The organism is Janthinobacterium sp. PLB04, from assembly GCF_021165895.1.
GTDB classification, from domain to species: Bacteria; Pseudomonadota; Gammaproteobacteria; order Burkholderiales; family Burkholderiaceae_D; genus Janthinobacterium; species Janthinobacterium lividum.
In genome coordinates this window covers 539,452-557,548 of the sequence record NZ_CP088968.1, presented here as the reverse complement: position 1 = coordinate 557,548, position 18,097 = coordinate 539,452, and the positions used below count along the sequence as shown (strand labels likewise).

The following is an 18,097-nucleotide window of genomic DNA, read 5'->3' as shown; positions in this document are numbered from 1 at the left end:
GGAGCCTTGACATCTCTTCCTGTCCTAAGCCTCGCTGCGGCTGAACAGGCGGTCGAACAGGCCGCGGCTTTCCGTCACGCGGCGCGCCGTCACCAGTTCCACCAGTTCGGCCAGGCTGCGCGCCACGGCGCTGGTACGCGACAGCTGCAGCAGCGGGATGCCCTGGTTGACGGAATCGGTGGCGGCAATGTAATCGTTGGGCACCGTGTGCACCACTTCCGCGCCCAGCGCCTGCTCCAGGTCGGCCAGGCGCAGGCGGCCGCCCTTTTCATAGCGGTTGACGATCAGGCGCAGGCGCTCGCCCGGATAGCCGAGCGAGCGGAAAATGTCGAGCAGGCGGCGCCCGTCGCGGATGTCCGGCAAGGCCAGCTGCAGCACCGGATAGATGGCGTCGGCGTTGTCGAGCGCGCGCAGCGACAGCGCATCGATCTGGCGTCCCACGTCGAGCACGATATAGTCGTAGTGCTGGCGCGCCACGGCCAGGATGCGGTCCATGTGCTCGGGCTGCATGTCGACCTTGTGCGCGGGATCGTCGGCCGCCGCCAGCACGCCGAAGTTCGGCGTCACGTGCACCAGGCACGAGGCGAGAAAGGCGCCGTCCATGCGCGCGATCTGCGCGCAGATGTCGGACAAGGTCATGGCCGGTTTCTGGTCCGAGACATACAGGGTGGCGTCGCCGAACTGGCCGTGCAGGTCGATCAGCAACACCTTGCAGCCGGCCAGTGTCGCCATCGCATAAGAAAAATTCGTCGACAAAAAGGTGGCGCCGCTGCCGCCCTTGCAAGAGATGAAGGCAAGCACTTTGCCGTCGCGCATCTGCGTCACGCCGGCCTGGATATCGACCCTGTCCATCGCCTCGTGGAAGGCCTTGTGCACCAGCGGCAGTTGCAGCACTTCGCGCATGCCGGCGCGCATGGCGCGTATCAAAACATCCTGCTGCTGGCCGCGCGTGAGCAGCATCAGCACGGCCAGCGGATACTGGCGCGCCAGGCGCTCGAGCAGGTCGGCCTCGTCGGCATCGATGCCGCTGGCGTCGACGATCACCAGTTCCGGCGCTTCGGCCAGCATGCGCTCGACGGCGTCGCGCAGGCCGCTGCGCCGGTCCAGCAGCCGCAGCACGGGCATGCGGGCCGCGCCTTGCGCCGCGATTTCATCGTGCAAGCTGGCGTCGCGGGTAATCATCAAGGCTTTCATCGCCCCTCCTTCATTCAAGGCTACACATTCGGCTGCGCCAGCGAAGCGGCGCTCATGGACAAAAACCGGGATTGTCCGGATAGCCCAGCGACTCGGCCACCGCCATGGTGGTCCCGCTGGGCAAACGTATGGCGCCTGCGCCGGAAGGAAACATCACCCCCAGCAGCGGCAGGATGGGCCGGTAGGGCACGCCCTCGCAGCGCGCGCCGAGACCCGGCTGGCACAGGCGCGCGCGCACGAAGCGGATGCAGCTGGCGCCATGCGGATCGTCCAGGCAATTGATGCGGTTGCGTTGCGGGCAGCCCGGCAGCACCGTCACCGGCACTGCCGCCAGCGCGGCACCGCCGCTGCTCTCCGACAAATAATCGATGCGCACATGCGCGTCGCCGATGCCGCCGCCCAGCGGCAGCGTGCCCGGCGTGGCGCGCAGCACGGCGTGCGTGCGCACGGCCTGCAAGGCGCCGGCATTGCTGAAATCGGTGACGGCGGCAGCGCGCGCCGCGCGCCGGGTGATCTCATGCACCATGTTCCACACGTACACGGCGCGCGCCATTTCCAGCATGGCAAACAGAAACAAAAAGAACAGCAGCGCCAGCATGGCAAATTCGACGGCGAAGACGCCCTCTTGGCGCTGCCGGCGGGGGCGCAGATTAATTAACATAGCGCAATGTCGCATTGGCGCGCAGGGGAATCGGCTCCAGCTGCGGCAGCCACTTGCGGGTCAGCTCAGGCAGGAAATCCACCGGCATGTCCACGGTGACCTTGATGCGCACCTGCAGCGGCGCCGTCGCGTAGCTGCCGCAGCCATAGGAATCGTCGGCATACACGCAATCCACGTTGACCCTGGCGGCCTCCATGTCGGGCCAGCTTTCCGCCATCGCATCGACCACCATCTGCCGGGCCAGGGCGGCGCCCTGGTTCGCCGTGCCGATGCTGCCCATCTGCGGCAGCGGCATGGTCGCCATGTAGCGCGCCGCATCGTGCACGCTTTTTTGCAGGGCCGTGTACACCAGCAGCGCGCGGCCGAACAGCAGCACGAAGGGCAGCAGTCCCATGAAAAACAGCAGGATCAGCGACAGCTCGATGGCGGCGACACCGCCCTGGCGGCGTGGCGCGCGGCAGGCCGGCTTCATTGCAGCAGCTCCGCCGGGCCGATCAGCGATCCCTCGGCTGCCAGGCCGGCAAATTCGGCGCTCAGCACGCCATTGCTGGCCGGCGCCGTCATGAAGAAGCGGCCGATGCCCAGCACCTGGGCCAGCACGTCGCTGCCGGCCGGCACGGGACAGGCGAGCAGCGCAATGTGCAGCAAACGCCGCTGCGCCAGGCCCGCGTTGCCGGTCGGCGCCGTCTGGTATGCCAGCGTCAGGTACGGCGACTTGTCGGTCGGATAGCTGGATTTGGCGGCCGGGGCGGCCGGCGTGGCCGGATACAGTTTGGGCCAGTCGGTGGTGGCAAACGGCGGATAACCGCCGGCCGGCTTCGGGTTGCTGTACCTGGCCGCCCTGGAAAATGACCACAGCGGCCCGTAGCTGCCGACCGCCGGCGGCGTCGCATTCGACTCCGGATCGGCCACGGACAGCAGCGGATTGCCCGTGCTCAGCGCACTGGGCGCATCGGGCGCATTCGTCATCCACCAGTTCGCCGCCGTATTCGGATAGGCGCGGATGTTCGTGTCGGACGGCGCCACCACCGGATGGCAGCCGCTGCCCGGATACTGGTTGAAGCGTGCATTGAAGGCCGTCCATAGCGCGGCGGGAAAAGGCCGGTGCACATGCACCTGGGCGCTGCCGATGCGCGGATACAGCACCGTGCCGCTGCAGACAAACGGCAACACGTTCGATTCGCTGACCTGCTGCGACGGTCCCACCACGCCCGGCCGGCCCAGCGGATTGAGCACGAAATGTTCGGCCGCCGGGCCGTGCGGATTGAGCTTCAACAAGTTATACGCCACGCCGCGGCGAAAGCCATATTCCAGCAGCTCGACGGCCGGCAGCAGTGCCGCATTCGTGCGCGGGCTGGCGGCACTGGCCGACAGCGCGCAGACAGCCAGCGGCATCAGATTCAAGCTGCTGCGCCCCGCCACGGCGCGCGCGCCCGTGTCCAGGGTGCGCAGCGCCGGCGACCAGGCGCCGAGGAACGCCGTCGCCACCCGCCCCAGCGAGGGATCATTGGCCTGCGTATCGACGCGCACGAACAGCGCCGTGGCGGCGTCGGGCACGGCGCCCGCCGCATGCCATTCGCTGGCGGGCGCGTCGGGCGCACTGGCGAAGCGGATGCTGGCGTCCGACAAGGTCGCGCCCTCCATGCGGCGGCGCCATGCGCTGCGGTCGGCCGCACTGCTCTTGGCTTTCGTCACGGCGACAAGCAGGCCCTCGGGCGTGCCCACCAGCTCCGCCGCCGCCGCCATCGCCGCGTTGTCGGCCAGGTTCTGCAGTTCCGTCTTGCGGCCGATGACTTGCCCCACGTCCAGCGCCAGGCCGATAAAGCCCAACACCACGATGAGCAGGATGGAAAAGGCGATCAGCATCGCCCCGCGCTGGCGCCGGCGTCTATTTGCCATTGCCGCCTCCCAGCATGAATTGCACCGGCTGCGGCGCCTGGGCATTCGGTTCGGCAAACGAGGCGCGGTAGCGCTGCATGACGGCGTGCGCGCTGGGGCCGTCGAGGCCATCTGCCGGCGTGCGATTGCCCGCGCCGGCCGGATCGCGCACCTGCTGCGCCATGGACAGGCGCACGGCGTCGCCGAAGCGGCGGTCCAGCTGCGGCGTGCTGCCGTGCGCGCAGGCGATCAGCTGCAAGGCCAGGGCCAGGGCGGCCAGGCGCCGCAGCGACGTCAAGAGCGAGTTCGGCATGGCGTATCTCCCCGTCTCATTTCAACTCGAAACCGTTGGCCGCGCGCGGTGGCGGCACGAGCGGCGGCACGGACGGCGGCGCCGAGGGTACAGGCCCTTCCATCTTGCCGCCCAACATCAAGTCCATGCGCGACGGCGGTGCCAGCTGCGCCGTCGGCAGCACGGCATCGGCCGGCAAGGGTTTGACCAGGTGCGCCGTAATGACGAACAACAATTCCGTGCGGTCGTGCTGGAAATCCGTGCTGCGAAACAGCGCGCCGAGGATCGGCACTTCGCTCAGCCAGGGCAAGCCCGTGATGTTGCTCACCTGGTTGTTCTTGATCAAGCCGCCGATGGCATAGCTCTGGCCGTCGTACAGCTGCACCGTGGTCGAGGCGCGCCGCGTGGTGATGACGGGCAAAATCGAGCGCCCGCTGACGCCGGCGGCGGAAATGCCCACCCCTTCGCGCGACAGTTCCGACACTTCCGGCGCCACCTTCAGATTGATGCGCCCGCCCGACAGCACGGTCGGCGTGAAGCGCAGGCCGACGCCGTACTCGCGCTCTTCCAGCGTGATCTTGTTGTTGTCCTGGCCGACGGGAATGAATATCTTGCCGCCGGCCAGAAAACTGCCCTCTTGCCCGCTGATCGCCATCACCGTCGGTTCGGCCAGGATGCGCACCAGGCCATCCTGTTTCTGCGCCTCGATGGTCAGCTGCTGGCCATTCGACTTGCGCACGTCGAGCAGGCCGTTGGCCGTGCCGCTCAAGAAATTCGACAGCAAGGTGGTGGCCCAGCTGCCGGAAGCAAAGCGCAGGGTGGCGCCCACTTCCAGCCGTTCCAGCAGCGACTTCGACACTTCCGCGATCTGCACGGCCAGCATCACTTGCTGCGGCGCACTGACGTCGAGCATATTGATGATGCGGCTGTTCGCGCTGCCCGCGCCGCCAGCGGGCGCCGTGGCGGCGGGCGGCATGGCGGCGCCATCGGCGGGCTTGGGCAGCGCCAGCGGCACCGTGGCGCGGCGCACGTACGCATGCGCCAGCTCGACGGCGCGCAGCACGGCGCCCGCGTCCTGTACCGTGCCCGACAGCACCAGGGTGTCGGCCACGGCCGTGACGCGGATGGCTTTTTCGTCCGGCATCAGCGCCGCCAGAGTTGCCTGCAAGCCGGCCGGGTCCATGCTGACGCTGACGTTCACCACGCTGCACACGCCGCTGCGTCCCTGGATGATCATGTTCGTGCTGCCCACGTCGACGCCGACCACATACAAGGTGTCGGGCGCCACCAGCATGGCTTGCACCACGGCAGGATTGCCGACGCTGCGGGCCAGCACCGCCTCGGGCAGGCGCAGCATGCTCGACTTGCCCACCTGCAGTTGCAGGTTCCCGGGCGAGGCCGCTTCACCGCCGCAGCGCGGGCCAGGATCGGCCGCCGCGCCGGCAAGCGGCGACAGCAGGCAGCACAGTATCAGCAGGGCGCGGTTCATGAGCGTGTCCATGGTTGGCTAAAAACATTCGCGCGACTGGCGCGTCCCATCGATGACGCCGCTGCACTGGCGCGCTGGCTCCGGCGGCGCCTTGGCCACGCGTACCGGACGCGGCGCTGCGGCCGGCACGGGCGCGGCGGCAGGAACGGGCTCGTCGGCTTCGTGCGGTCCTCCCAGCAGGGTCAGCTTGGTGGCGCCCGCCGTCACGCCCGGCTGCGGGTCGACCTGGTTGCGCAGCACCAGCGACAGGCTGCCCACGCTGCGCGCCAGGTCCAGGTTTTCCGCCTGTTCCGGCGTCACTTCCAGGGTCACCGCATTGACCACGCGCGGCTTGGTCTCGTCGCGCCCCACTTCCTGCGCCACGGCCAGCACGAGGATGCGTTCGAGCACGATCTTGGAAATGTTGCGGCTTTGCGGAAAGGCGCGGTCGCCAGAATCCTGCTGCGTGCTCACGATGATGTCGACATAGTTGCCCGGCAAGGCGAAGCCGGCCACGCCGATCACATCGTTGACGCGCACGGTAATGGCGCGCCGCCCTTCCGTGATGAGAGCCGACAGGCCGCCCAGGGTGCCGGCCGGCGCCAGCTTGGCTTCGCTCAGCGGTTCGCCGCGCAGCACGCTGGTTTTCAGCACCCTTCCCGCCAGTTTCGCCGGGTCTTGCAGCGCGCCTTGCGGCAAGCTTTCCGCCGGCCACTCTGCCAGGCGCAGCATCTCGGGCGTCAGGCGCTGGCCCAGGTTGACATCGCTGGCGGCGACGACGATCTTGCCCTTGCCGGCCGGCGTCTGGCGCAGCAGCCAGTGCGAGGCCAGCAGCACGGCCAGCAGACCCAGCACGACCGCCAGGCCCATCATCAGGAGGGCGCGCCGGTTTTTCATGCGATACGCTCGCACAGGCTGGCGGCCGGCATGTCGCAGCTGGCAAACAGGCTGCCCCAGGCCTGTTCCAAGGCGCCCACCGTCAGGCGCGCTTCGCAGCCGGCAAAGCCGGCGAAGTCGCCTATGCGCGCCAGCAATTCCTGCGGATAACTGGCCAGCAGGGGCCGTCCCTGCGCGCCATGCAGGTGCAGCAGATGGTTCAGGGCCAGCTCGTCGATGGCCATGCCGGCCAGCCGGCATTGCTGGCGGAACAGCGCGCGATAGGCGCTCTCGGCCAGCGGCCCCACATGCACCTTGTAGCCGATACGGCGCAGCAAGGCGGCGTCAAACAGCTCGCCCGGCGGCACGTTCGTGGCCAGCACGAGGGCATTGTCGAACGGCACGCAGATCTGCACGCCGCCGGGCAAGCCCAGCTGGTCGCTGCCGTGCGCCAGCGGCTGCATCAGCCGCGTCAGCAATTCCGGCGCGCCCAGGCGCTGGCGGCCCAGGTCGTCGATGATCAGCATGCCATTGTTGGCGCGCACATGGGGCGGCGCCTGGTAGCAGCCGCCGCTGGCGTCGAGCCGCAGTTCCAGCATGCCGGCGTCGAGCTCGGCGCCCACGTGGATCACGGGACGCTGGCACAGCACCCAGCGGATGTCCGTGCTGCGCCGCTCCAGCGCCTGGCGCGCATGGCTGACATGCTGCGGTGCGGGCGGCAAGTGCTGGGCCGGATCGTACAACTGGATGATGTCGTGGCCGACGATGACGGCGTACGGCACGGCGACCAGCCCGTGCAGCAATTGTCCCAGCTGCAGCGCCAGGGTCGACTTGCCGCTGCCGGGCGGACCGTACAGCAGCAGCGAGCGCCCCGAATGCAGGGCCGCGCCGACCACGTCGAGCATGCCCGGCCCCGCGTGGGCGCCACCCAGCACGGCAGCCAGGTCATCGCTGCCGACGCGCTGCTCCTGCGCCAGCCACGACTGGCGCGCCACCATGGCGCGGTAGGCTTCCAGGGTAACGGGCGCGGCGCCGATATACGCGCAGCGCTCGAGGAAGGCGCTGGCGCGCTGCTTGCCGGCGCTCGTCAGCTGGTACTGCACGTCGATATCGGATTCCCCGCGCCAGGCCACTTCGGCCATCTGCTCGCTCACCATGAAGTCGAGCACTTCGCGCAAGACATTGATCGACAGGCGCAAGCGCGTCGTCAGTGCGGACAGGTGCGTCTTGCCGCTCACAAACATCAGCTTGGCGATCAGTTCAACCACCAGGGGCCGCTCCAGTCCCGTTTCACGCAAGCTCTTCGGCTGCGGCGGCAAGGGCGGCATCAGGTTCGCATCGGCAGGGCGCGGCGCACTCTCGGTGCTCATGGAATAGTCGACCTCGGTCATGCTGCGTCTCCTAGCCGGTTAAGACTGCATTCAACAGAATTCATTCTAGCGAGCGGGGACCGGTGCCCATTGATCAAGAGCAATGAATACCAATCAGAAATAATGCCGCCCTTGCACCAGCAGGCAGCCCAGGGCAATGGCCAGTCCGTAGGGCATGTTGCCCACGCTGGCGCCGCTGCCCAAAGCGTTTGGCGCCAGGGGAATGCCGGCCATGCGCGCGATCATCGGCCACAGCAGCTGGCGCAGATTGCCGAGGCAGGCGCGCCACTTGCCCTGCCAGGTGATCATCAGCACGGCCATCAGGCCGCCCAGGACAAACGTGGCGAAACAGATCTGCAGCACGGGCCAGGGACCGGCAAAGGCGCCCGCCATGGCGATCAGCTTGACGTCGCCGGCAGCCATGCCGCGCAGCACGTACAGCGGTAGAAACAGGAAAAAGCCCGTGGCCATGCCGCCCAGCCACAGCGGCAGCACGTTTTGCGGCCACAGCCACAAGTGCAGCACCAGGGCGGCAAGGATGCCGGACAACACCACGCCATTCGGTATCTTGCGGCGGATCAAATCACTGACGGCGGCCCCCGTCACGAAGCACAGCAACAGCAGGTCGAATACGGCATAGGCAGGCATGCGACACCTCCTGAAAAAAAACCCGCCACTGGCCGGCCAGCGGCGGGCACCCGCTTAGGGCGTCAACACCAGGTTCGACGAAATGTCGGTGAGGACGGCCAGCAAGTTGGTCTTGATCAGCAAGAAACCGGCCGTGATGGCGGTAGCCATCAAGGCCGCAATCAGGCCGTATTCGATTGCCGTAATGCCATCCTCATCCTTGACAAACTGCTGTACTGCCGACAGGAAGGTATGCATGACAAGCTCCCAAAAGTGAATCACAAGTCCCTGGCGCAATCGGGTGTGAAACATTGCCCATTCCTGCTAATATGTTTCCTGCCGTAAATTTCTGCGCCATTGCATTGACTATAAAGCGTCCACGTTTTGGCAAATTGACGCGCCACAAGTTTCCATATGGAAATTATCAAACCCTGTTGAAATGCCGGCTGGCGCAAACAAATGTTGCGATCCGGATTGAAAGCCTTCGTCAGGGCAAGTTTTTTGCAATGCGGTGCATGAATCTCATGTATTTACATGAAATATTGCATACGTTAATTGCCTATTAGGCAAAAAGACATTATCCTGCTTAGCTCTTCTTTGGAAAGGCCTCTCGCCCGGCGGTAAAGAGCGTCATGCCACCAAATAAATCTTGGCTTCTTGTAGACGGACGCGAACATGCTCTTGCTTGATGCAATGCTGGTATGACGACACTTGTGTGACTACTTTCCAGAGATCGACAATGGATTCCCTACTGAAACACATGGTGGACATGACCGGGCACCGCGACCACACGATGCTCGACATCTCCGTGATCTCGGCCGTCCAGGAACTCGCTGCCGCGTCGCAGACCCGTGTGCTGGCCCTGACCACCGTGCGTGGCCAGGTGTTCGTGCGGTCGCGGGCCATCATCGTGGCGGGCAGCGTAGCCCGCATGGAAGAGCATAACGACCCGACTCTGCCAGGCGAACCGCTGTCGGACTACCCGGCCCTGGCCGCCTGCATCAAGCGCCATGAAGCGAGCGCCGACACTCTGTGCGCCGATGGCCGCCACCTGCTGTGGCTGCCCATCTGGATCGGCGACCAGGTCACCACCTGCCTGGAAATCACCAACCCCACGCCGTACACGGGCGCCACCATCCAGGTGATCGGCGGCATCGTCAGCGTGTACCGCAATTTCCAGAACCTGCTCGACTACAGCGAACGCGATTCGCTCACCGGCTTGTTGAACCGCAAGACCTTCGACGACCAGCTGGCGAAAATCCTGCAAAGCCGCGGCGAACCGGAGGCGGAAAAGCCGCTTCCCGTCGATGCAGAACGGCGCCACCATACGGACACGGAACGGCAATGGCTGGCCGTGATCGACGTCGATCATTTCAAACTGGTCAATGATAAATTTGGCCACCTGTATGGCGATGAAGTGCTGATCCTGATCGCCAACCAGCTGCAATCGTCGTTCCGCTCGCAAGACCGCATCTTCCGCTTCGGCGGCGAAGAATTCGTCGTGCTGCTGCGCTCAATCACCCTGGAAAATGCGCAGAAAATCATCGACCGCTTCCGCACCAATGTCGAAGCGCACGACTTCCCGCAAGTGGGGCGAGTGACCGTCAGCGTGGGCTTCGTCAGCATCAACGCCTACGAGGCGCCCGTCATCATCCTCGGCCGCGCCGACCAGGCCCTGTATTACGCCAAGAGCCATGGCCGCAACCTGGCTTGCCATTACGACGAGCTGGTCGCCAAGGGCCTGTTAACTACCATTACCTCGAACGATACGGCGGAATTCTTCTAGGCATCCGCCAGCGATAAAAAGCGCATGGGATCGACCTGCCACTTGGCCGCCGACTCATGGCCGACGATCTTGTCGGCGCCGCCGAAGCCGAAGCCGCGCGACAGGTCGACCGTTTCCGGCTTGATGTAGGTCTTGCTCTTCGTACTGAAAAACACGTTCACTTTCGGCGCCAGCAGATTGCTTTCGTGCGCCTCGATGACGACGGCCAGGCGGCCTGATTCCAGCATCACCATGGTGCCGACCGGATAGATGCCCACGCAGCGCATGAAATCCTGGGCGAACACGGGGTTGAAATGGAATTTGCTCCACTCATAGATCTTGCGCAGGGCTTCGGCGGCGGCGATGCCCTTGTGATAGCTGCGGTCGGACGTCAGCGCGTCATACACGTCGACGATGGCGGCCATCTGCGCCAGTTCGCTGATGGCGTCGCCGGCCAGCTGGTCCGGATAGCCGCTGCCATCGCGCCGTTCGTGGTGGTGCAGGGCGATGTCGAGGGGAATCGCGCCCACCTCGGGCGACTGACGCAGGATTTCGTAGCCGTCGCGCGGATGGCGCTTGATCAGGGCAAATTCTTCCGGCGTGAGGGGGCCCGGCTTGTTGAGCACGCTGTCGGGCACCAGGGCCTTGCCCGTGTCGTGCAGCAAGCCACCGAGGCCAGCCTGGTGCGTGGTGGCCGCATCGATGCCGCGAGAGCGGCAAAACGCCACCAGCAGCGCGCACACGCTGACGGAATGCAAAAAGGTGTAGTCATCCTTGGTCTTGATGCGCAACAAGCCGACGAGGGCACCGGGATTGCGCAGGATCGATTCGGTGATGTCCTGCACCGTGTGCTGCACGCGGTCCAGCTCGACAGCCTTGCCCAGGCGCACATCGGCCATCACCGTGCGCACCAGGCTGGCCGCCTGCCGCCGCACTTGCGTGGCGCGCGCCAGTTCCATGCCCAGCGACACGCGCGTGACCACTTGCGGCGCCGCGGCGATCTGCACCAGTTCGCGCTCGGTGGTGGCCTGTGCCTGCGCCACGGTAGGCGCATCCTGCACGTCGAGGCCCTTGCCGCTGTCGATCACCACGTCGTGGATGCCGGCTTGCATGATCTTGCGGATTTCATCGTCGCTGCGCAACAGGAAACGGTTGCGCACGAATGGATGCGTCATCCAGTCGCAGCTGAGGTCATGAATGTACATGCCCACTTTTAATTGAGACGAATCAACTTTCTTGAGCATGCTGTCATCCCACAAATACGCGGCTGGAGCACCGAAGGCGCTAGAATGAGTATAACAAAATTGTTATTCTGCTGGCCGCGTTCGGCGCTGCGGCGCAACACCGTGTTTTTTCCGCTCAACGCACCGCTTCTGGGACCCATGGAACTGCGCCAATTACGCTACTTTGTTGCCATCGTCGACCACGGCTCGCTGTCGCGCGCGGCCCTGATCCTGCACGTGGCCCAGCCGGCCCTGACACAGCAGCTGCGTCAGCTGGAAGAGGAACTGGGCGTGCAGCTGCTGCACCGCTCGGCCCAGGGCGTGCTCAGCACGGATGCGGGCAAGGTGTTCTACGAACATGCGCAAGCGATCCTGAAACAGGTGGCCGACGCCCGCTCGGCCGTCACGCAAAGCGCCACGCGGCCGTCCGGCAATGTCACCCTGGGCTTGCCGCACAGTATTTCCGGCGCCCTGGCCCTGCCCCTGCTGCTGGCCGCGCGCGAACGCTATCCCGAAATCACCCTGCAATTGACGGAAGAAATCACGGGCAACCTCAATGAACAGCTCAAATCGGGCCGCATCAACCTGGCCGTGCTGTTCGACGATGGCCAGCTCACGCCGTTTGCCTGCAGCCCGCTGGTGGAAGAAGAGATGCGCTTCATCTGCCGCAACGATTCGCCATTCGCCCCCGCCGGCCATGCCGTGTCGTTCCAGCAAGCCTTGAGCGCCACCCTGATCCTGCCCGGCCTGCAGCATGGCGTGCGCCCGCGCATCGACAGCCGCGCGCGCGAGCTGGGCCTGGAAACGGCAAACGTGATCGAGATCAACTCGATCGCCATCCTGAAATCGGCCATCCTGGCCGGCATGGGCGCCACCATCCTGCCGGCAGCCCCCCTGCTGGCCGAGCTGGACAGCGGCGCCATGCGCAGCTACGCCATCCACAGCCCCGTGCTGTCGCGCACGGTGGCCCTGTGCGCCTCGAAAAACATTCCCCTCACCAATGCGGGCAACGCCGTGAAAAACCTCGTGCTGCAAGTGGCCGCCGAACTGTGCGGCAGCGGGCGCTGGGTGGGGGCGAATGTGCTCTCGCCCATGGCATAAGTATTTCTTATACCCCCATCGGCAAAGCGTATTTGCCCCCTTTCCTGACTCGTTCTACACTGACCACATTAACTATTTTAAATTTAAAATGGTTATGTGCCGCCCACACGCGGCCATCCCGTCTGCACAGTGCGCGCCTTACCGGGCGCGTCACTTGTACAGCCGTCATCTGAAACACCCTTTTGGAGACAGCCATGTCCGTGACCACGGAAAACGGCTCCGCAGCGTTCGCTAGAAACGCCGGTGCCGCGCCATCTACGCCCCCCGACACTTCCCGTTTGACCACCGTCAGCCTCGACGACAAATACACGGCCACTTCCGGCGCCATCTTCCTGTCCGGCATCCAGGCCCTCGTGCGCCTGCCCATGATGCAGCGCCTGCGCGACCAGGCCGCCGGACTCAACACGGCCGGCTTCATTTCCGGCTACCGGGGATCGCCCCTGGGCGGCCTCGACGAGAACCTGTGGAAAGCCAAGAAACAGCTGGAAGCGCACCACGTGCAATTCGTCCCCGGCGTCAACGAAGACCTGGCCGCCACGGCCGTCTGGGGTTCGCAGCAAGTCGACCTGATCGGCCCGGCCAAGTACGACGGCGTGTTTGCCATGTGGTACGGCAAGGGCCCCGGCGTGGACCGCTGCGGCGACGTCTTCAAGCACATGAACCACGCGGGCACCTCCAAATTGGGCGGCGTGCTGCTGGTGGCCGGCGACGACCATGGCGCGTATTCCTCGACCCTGCCGCACCAGTCCGACCACTTGTTCTCCGCCTCGATGATTCCCGTGCTGTATCCGTGCAATGTGCAGGAATACCTGGACCTGGGCATCCACGGTTGGGCCATGTCGCGCTTTTCCGGCTGCACCGTGGCCTTCAAGGCGCTGGCCGACACGGTCGAATCGTCGGCTTCCATCGATGCCGATCCGTTCCGCGTGGAAGTCAGGATTCCGCAGGACTTCGTCATGCCCGAAGGCGGCCTGAATGCCCGCCTGTCGAGCATCCCGCTGGGCCAGCAGGCGCGCAACCAGGAAGCGCTGATGCAGGACTACAAGATCTACGCGGCCCTGGCTTACGCGCGCGAAAACAAGCTCAACCACACCACCATCGACAGCCCGAACGCCAAGCTGGGCATCATTGCGTCCGGCAAGTCCTACCTGGACGTCCTGGAAGCGCTGGAAGAGCTGGGCATCGACGAGCAGATGGCGGCCGACGTCGGCATGCGGCTGTTCAAGGTAGCCATGCCGTGGCCGCTGGAGCCAGACAGCGTGCGCGAATTCGCGCAAGGCCTCGATGAAATTCTCGTCGTCGAAGAAAAACGGCAGATCGTCGAATACCAGCTCAAGGAACAGCTGTACAACTGGCGCGACGACGTGCGCCCACGTGTCATCGGCAAGTTCGACGAAAAGGGCGAGTGGGTGGCGCCGCGCGGCGAATGGCTGCTGACCTCGAAGGCGGACTTTTCCGTCTCGCAAGTGGCGCGTGTCATCGCCAGCCGCATCGCGCGCCTGATTTCCGACCCCGTCACCTGCGACCTGATCAAGGCGAGATTAAGTTTCCTCGACGCCAAGGATGCGGTATTGAAGAAAGCCGTGAACACGCCGTTCCGCCCCGCCTTCTACTGCTCCGGCTGCCCACATAACACGTCGACCAAGGTGCCGGACGGCAGCCTAGCCCTGGCCGGCATCGGCTGCCACGTGATGGCCACGTCGATCTACCCGGAAATGAACAAGCTGACCACGCACATGGGCGGCGAAGGCGCGCCGTGGATCGGGCAAGCCGCGTTTTCCGAGCTGCCGCACGTGTTCCAGAACCTGGGCGACGGCACGTACTTCCACTCGGGCTATCTGGCCATCCGCGCCGCGCAGGCCGCCAAGGTCAACATCACCTACAAGATTCTGTACAACGACGCCGTCGCCATGACGGGCGGCCAGCCCGTGGACGGCTTGATCACCGTGCCGATGATGGCGCAGCAAGTGGCGGCCGAAGGCATCGCGCGCATCGCGCTGGTGACGGAAGATCTGTCGCGCTACAGCGACCGCAGCAACCTGCCCGCCCACGTGACCTTGCACGACCGCAAGGATATGGATGCCGTGCAGCGCGAATTGCGCGAAGTGCAGGGCGTATCCGTGCTGATCTACGACCAGACGTGCGCGGCCGAGAAACGCCGGCGCAGGAAAAAGGGCGAATACCCTGACCTGGCCAAACGCATGGTCATCAACGACGCCGTCTGCGAAGGCTGCGGCGACTGCGGCGTGCAATCGAACTGCGTGTCGATCCTGCCAAAGGAGACGGAATTTGGCCGCAAGCGCACCATCGACCAATCCTCGTGCAACAAGGATTACTCGTGCGCCAAGGGTTTCTGCCCCAGCTTCGTCACCGTCGAAGGCGGCAGCCTGAAAAAGACCAAGACGGGTGCCAGCAAAGCGGGCGAGACGGACAACTTCGGCCCGCTGCCGGAACCCCAACTACCTGCTTGCGACGCGCCGTACAACATCCTGATCAACGGCATCGGCGGCACGGGCGTGATCACCGTGGGCGCCCTGATGGGCATGGCGGCCCACCTGGAAGGCAAGGGCGCGTCCGTGCTGGACATGACGGGCATGTCGCAAAAGAACGGTTCCGTCACCTCGCACGTGAAAATCGCCAGGTCTCCCGCGCACATCCGCGCCCAGCGCATCGCCACGGGCGAAGCGGACCTGATTTTAGGCTGCGACATGCTGACGGCCGGCGCGCAGGATGCCGTGTCGAAAATGCGCCCGGGCCGCAGCCTGGCCGTCGTCAACCTGCATGAGCAGCCGCCAGGCACGTTTGCGCAAAATGCCGACTGGCAATATCCAACGGCGGAAGTGCGCCAGCTGATCGAGGAATCCGTCGGCGGCGCCGAGGCAGCCGACTTTATCGATGCTACAAAACTGGCCACCGCGCTGATGGGCGACTCGATCGCCGCCAACCTGTTCATGCTCGGCTACGCCTGGCAAAAGGGGCGCATCCCGCTGACGGAAGCGGCCTTGCTGCGCGCCATTGAATTGAATGGCGTGGGCATCGAATCGAACAAGAAAAGTTTCCTGTGGGGCCGCCGCGCCGCCGTCGACGTGCGCCGTGTCACGCAGATCGCCACGCCCACGCAGGCGATCATCGTGCAAATGCCGCAAAGCCTCGATAGCGTCATCAAGAAGCGCGTGGAGTTCCTCACGGCCTACCAAAACGCCGCATATGCGGATGGTTATGTGACCTTGCTCAAGCAGGTACGCGACCGCGAAAACACCCTGGGATTGGGCCAGAAGCTGTCGACGGCTGTCGCCAGGAGCTATTTCAAATTGCTGGCCTACAAGGACGAGTATGAAGTGGCGCGTTTGTACACGGATGGCCGTTTCGTGGAGCAATTGCAGCAGCAGTTCGAGGGGAATTTCTCCGTGAAATTCAACCTGGCGCCACCGCTGTTCGCGAAAAAAGATGCGAAAGGCCACCTCGTGAAAGCGGAGTTCGGTTCCTGGATGTGGCGCGCCTTCAAGCTGCTGGCGAAAGCCAAGGGGCTCAGAGGCGGCACCTTCGACGTCTTCGGTTATACGGCCGAGCGCAAGATGGAACGCGCGCTGATTGTCGAATACCGCGAACTGCTGGCGGGACTGCTGGTCAGCTTGACGGCGGAGAACCTGGCCACCTGCGTGGAACTGGCGTCGCTGCCCGAGAAAATCCGCGGCTTCGGCCACGTCAAGGAAGCGGCCGTCGCCACGTATCGCCAGGACAAGGCGAGATTGCTGGCCAAGCTGGCGCAAGGCAGCAAGCACGCGGCATAAGCCGGTCAGCTGGGCTTGACATGACAACGCAGAGCCGAGGCTCTGCGTTTTTTTTCAGTCAGGACAGCGCCCCACCGTCGCCCCCGGCAACAGCACCGGCTGCCAGATTTCCTGCAGCCGCTCCGGCGGCGTGCCAGCCAGCAGGGATTGCAGCATTTCCACCATCTTGGCGCCGGCGCGGCGCAGGTCGGGCTGGTCGATGGTGGTGACGTTGATGCCGATCAAGGTGTCTTCCACATTGCCCCAGACGATGACGGAAATTTCCTTGCCAATCTCGATGCCCGCATCCATGAGTGCGCGCACCACGCCCACGCCGGACAAGTGATTGTCGACGATGACGGCCGTGGGACGGGGCGAACAGGCCAGCAATTGCTGCATGGCCTGATAACCGCTGCGGCGATCAAAAGTATTTTCGAGCAGATAGGCGGGATCGACCGGCAAGCCCGCTTGCGCCATGCAGCGGATAAAGCTTTCCTTGCGTTCATACGCGAAGTGCAAATCCAGCGGCGCGCTCAGCAGGGCAATGCGCTGGTGGCCGTGTGCCGCCAGGAAAGACACGGCCAGGTCGATACCCGTATCGTTGTCGTAGTCAAAATACGCATACGGCGCATCGATGCGCGTGCGGCCGTTCGCCACAAAAGGAAAGCCGACCTTCGTCAGGTAGGCGATGCGCTCGTCGACCACCTTGGTGCGGCCCACCACCAGGCCATCGACCTGGCGTCCGCGCACCATGGTTTCATACGAGGGCTGTTCGTTCTGCGGCGATACGGGAGCGATGATCAAACTCATCTTCGATGCTTCCACGGCGTCCGACATGCCATTCACCACGGAAAGAAAGACGCTGTCGCCCAGGTCGCTGGGCAGCAGGGGATAGATCATGCCCAGCACATTCGTGCGGCCGACGGCCAGGCTGCGCGCCAGCGGGTTGGGCCGGTAGCCGACTTTCTTGGCGGCGGCCAGGACGATTTCACGGGTGCGGGAATTGACTTCCGGATAGCCGTTCAACGCCCTGCTGACTGTCGTTTTCGACATGCCGAGGGCAATTGCGAGGCTCTTGAGATTCATGTTAACTACCTGTCTGTATGGCAAAAGAAACCAACTCTGACCGTCAATTATAGCCCAGAGCGCCAAACAGGCTGCGCATTAGCGTGCGCAGACATGGTATAAAAACAACAATACATTGACTATTTAAAAAGCAACGTTTTGAATGCGACCACTTCCACCCTCTCCGTAGCGCCACATCGGCGATAGCAGTCAAGACAAGGTAAAAAGCGACAGCGGGTACTCACTTTGACAAGTGCTGCAGCAACTTCAGGATGCCGGCTTGGGCATGCAAGGCGCGCACGTTAGCATTATCAAGAAAACATAATTTACTGGAACTGTGCGAGAATTTGTCCTACTCTTGATTCAGGTAAAGATTACCGCCTGGCATGTTCGGACAATGATGCCTGGCGCAGCACATCGGCCCGGGCTTCCCCCATCCCTGCACGCCTGGACATACTTTCAAAGGTGAACAATGTGGTCACGCTAACGTCCGTCAACAACTTGCAAGCCTCGCTGGCCACGGCGCAACGCCGGGTCGAACAAGGCCAGAACCAGGTACAGCGCGACAGTGAACAGCTGGCGCAAAGCCGCCAGTTGCTGGCACGGGAACAGGAATCGCTGAGCCAGACCCAACGCAACAGCCAGCAAGCCCAGGCAGATGCCCCCACCGCCATCAAGGCGCCGCAGCTGGACCAGGCGATCAAGCTGGCCGTGCCGCAGCAAGCGGTCCCCGCCGCGCCGAAAAGCACGCCCCAGCTGAACAGCTATGGCCAGACCCTGGGACGCCTGATCGACGTGACGGCGTAA

General features: G+C 64.4%; 16 protein-coding genes. 4 read left to right on the top strand and 12 right to left on the bottom strand.

Annotated features, from left to right (window positions below; genetic code table 11):
- Window positions 1-24: 24 nt before the first annotated feature.
- The 10 genes from LSO07_RS02325 to LSO07_RS02280 form a co-directional block, all read right to left on the bottom strand.
- A complete protein-coding gene (locus LSO07_RS02325; protein WP_034783630.1) occupies window positions 25-1,194 on the bottom strand; it encodes an AAA family ATPase in 1,170 nt (389 codons plus the stop codon).
- Between the two features lie 52 nt (window positions 1,195-1,246).
- Entirely contained in the window at window positions 1,247-1,855 is a 609-nt protein-coding gene (locus tag LSO07_RS02320) for a TadE/TadG family type IV pilus assembly protein (RefSeq protein WP_151092154.1), read from the bottom strand.
- The gene (locus tag LSO07_RS02315) at window positions 1,845-2,327 is read right to left on the bottom strand and encodes a TadE/TadG family type IV pilus assembly protein (RefSeq protein WP_151092152.1); all 483 of its coding nucleotides are present in this window, start codon (window positions 2,325-2,327) and stop codon (window positions 1,845-1,847) included. Before LSO07_RS02315 ends, LSO07_RS02320 begins: the two co-directional genes overlap by 11 nt.
- Complete coding sequence (locus LSO07_RS02310; protein ID WP_191909564.1) at window positions 2,324-3,754, bottom strand: pilus assembly protein TadG-related protein; 1,431 nt, start codon at window positions 3,752-3,754, stop codon at window positions 2,324-2,326. Before LSO07_RS02310 ends, LSO07_RS02315 begins: the two co-directional genes overlap by 4 nt.
- The gene (locus LSO07_RS02305; RefSeq protein ID WP_151092148.1) at window positions 3,744-4,046 is read right to left on the bottom strand and encodes a hypothetical protein; all 303 of its coding nucleotides are present in this window, start codon (window positions 4,044-4,046) and stop codon (window positions 3,744-3,746) included. The genes LSO07_RS02310 and LSO07_RS02305 overlap by 11 nt, the downstream gene beginning before the upstream one ends.
- Window positions 4,047-4,062: 16 nt before the next feature.
- Window positions 4,063-5,514 (bottom strand): type II and III secretion system protein family protein, encoded by a 1,452-nt coding sequence (locus LSO07_RS02300; protein ID WP_151092146.1) that lies wholly within the window; start codon window positions 5,512-5,514, stop codon window positions 4,063-4,065.
- 18 nt (window positions 5,515-5,532) lie between these two features.
- A complete protein-coding gene (cpaB, locus tag LSO07_RS02295) occupies window positions 5,533-6,390 on the bottom strand; it encodes a Flp pilus assembly protein CpaB (protein WP_151092144.1) in 858 nt (285 codons plus the stop codon).
- Window positions 6,387-7,760 (bottom strand): ATP-binding protein, encoded by a 1,374-nt coding sequence (locus LSO07_RS02290; protein WP_151092142.1) that lies wholly within the window; start codon window positions 7,758-7,760, stop codon window positions 6,387-6,389. The genes cpaB and LSO07_RS02290 overlap by 4 nt, the downstream gene beginning before the upstream one ends.
- 93 nt (window positions 7,761-7,853) lie before the next feature.
- Window positions 7,854-8,387, bottom strand: a complete 534-nt coding sequence (locus LSO07_RS02285; protein ID WP_070280010.1) for an A24 family peptidase — start codon at window positions 8,385-8,387, stop codon at window positions 7,854-7,856.
- Between the two features lie 54 nt (window positions 8,388-8,441).
- Entirely contained in the window at window positions 8,442-8,624 is a 183-nt protein-coding gene (locus LSO07_RS02280; protein WP_034752975.1) for a Flp family type IVb pilin, read from the bottom strand.
- A 481-nt stretch (window positions 8,625-9,105) separates the two neighbouring features.
- Here LSO07_RS02280 and LSO07_RS02275 point away from each other — a divergent pair, with 481 nt between their 5' ends.
- The gene (locus tag LSO07_RS02275; RefSeq protein ID WP_034783647.1) at window positions 9,106-10,152 is read left to right on the top strand and encodes a GGDEF domain-containing protein; all 1,047 of its coding nucleotides are present in this window, start codon (window positions 9,106-9,108) and stop codon (window positions 10,150-10,152) included.
- On the opposite strand, the gene LSO07_RS02270 is transcribed toward LSO07_RS02275, so the two are convergent.
- On the bottom strand, window positions 10,149-11,336 hold the full coding sequence (locus tag LSO07_RS02270; RefSeq protein ID WP_230522825.1) for an HD-GYP domain-containing protein: 1,188 nt from the start codon (window positions 11,334-11,336) through the stop codon (window positions 10,149-10,151). The genes LSO07_RS02275 and LSO07_RS02270 overlap by 4 nt on opposite strands.
- A 177-nt stretch (window positions 11,337-11,513) precedes the next feature.
- Between LSO07_RS02270 and LSO07_RS02265 the strand changes: the two genes are divergently transcribed.
- Window positions 11,514-12,455 (top strand): LysR substrate-binding domain-containing protein, encoded by a 942-nt coding sequence (locus LSO07_RS02265; protein ID WP_034783889.1) that lies wholly within the window; start codon window positions 11,514-11,516, stop codon window positions 12,453-12,455.
- 194 nt (window positions 12,456-12,649) lie between these two features.
- Window positions 12,650-16,246 (top strand): indolepyruvate ferredoxin oxidoreductase family protein, encoded by a 3,597-nt coding sequence (locus tag LSO07_RS02260; protein ID WP_151092140.1) that lies wholly within the window; start codon window positions 12,650-12,652, stop codon window positions 16,244-16,246.
- A 54-nt stretch (window positions 16,247-16,300) separates the two neighbouring features.
- Here LSO07_RS02260 and LSO07_RS02255 read toward each other — a convergent pair whose 3' ends face one another.
- Entirely contained in the window at window positions 16,301-17,311 is a 1,011-nt protein-coding gene (locus LSO07_RS02255; RefSeq protein ID WP_151092139.1) for a substrate-binding domain-containing protein, read from the bottom strand.
- 453 nt (window positions 17,312-17,764) lie between these two features.
- Between LSO07_RS02255 and LSO07_RS02250 the strand changes: the two genes are divergently transcribed.
- A complete protein-coding gene (locus LSO07_RS02250) occupies window positions 17,765-18,097 on the top strand; it encodes a hypothetical protein (protein ID WP_139179280.1) in 333 nt (110 codons plus the stop codon).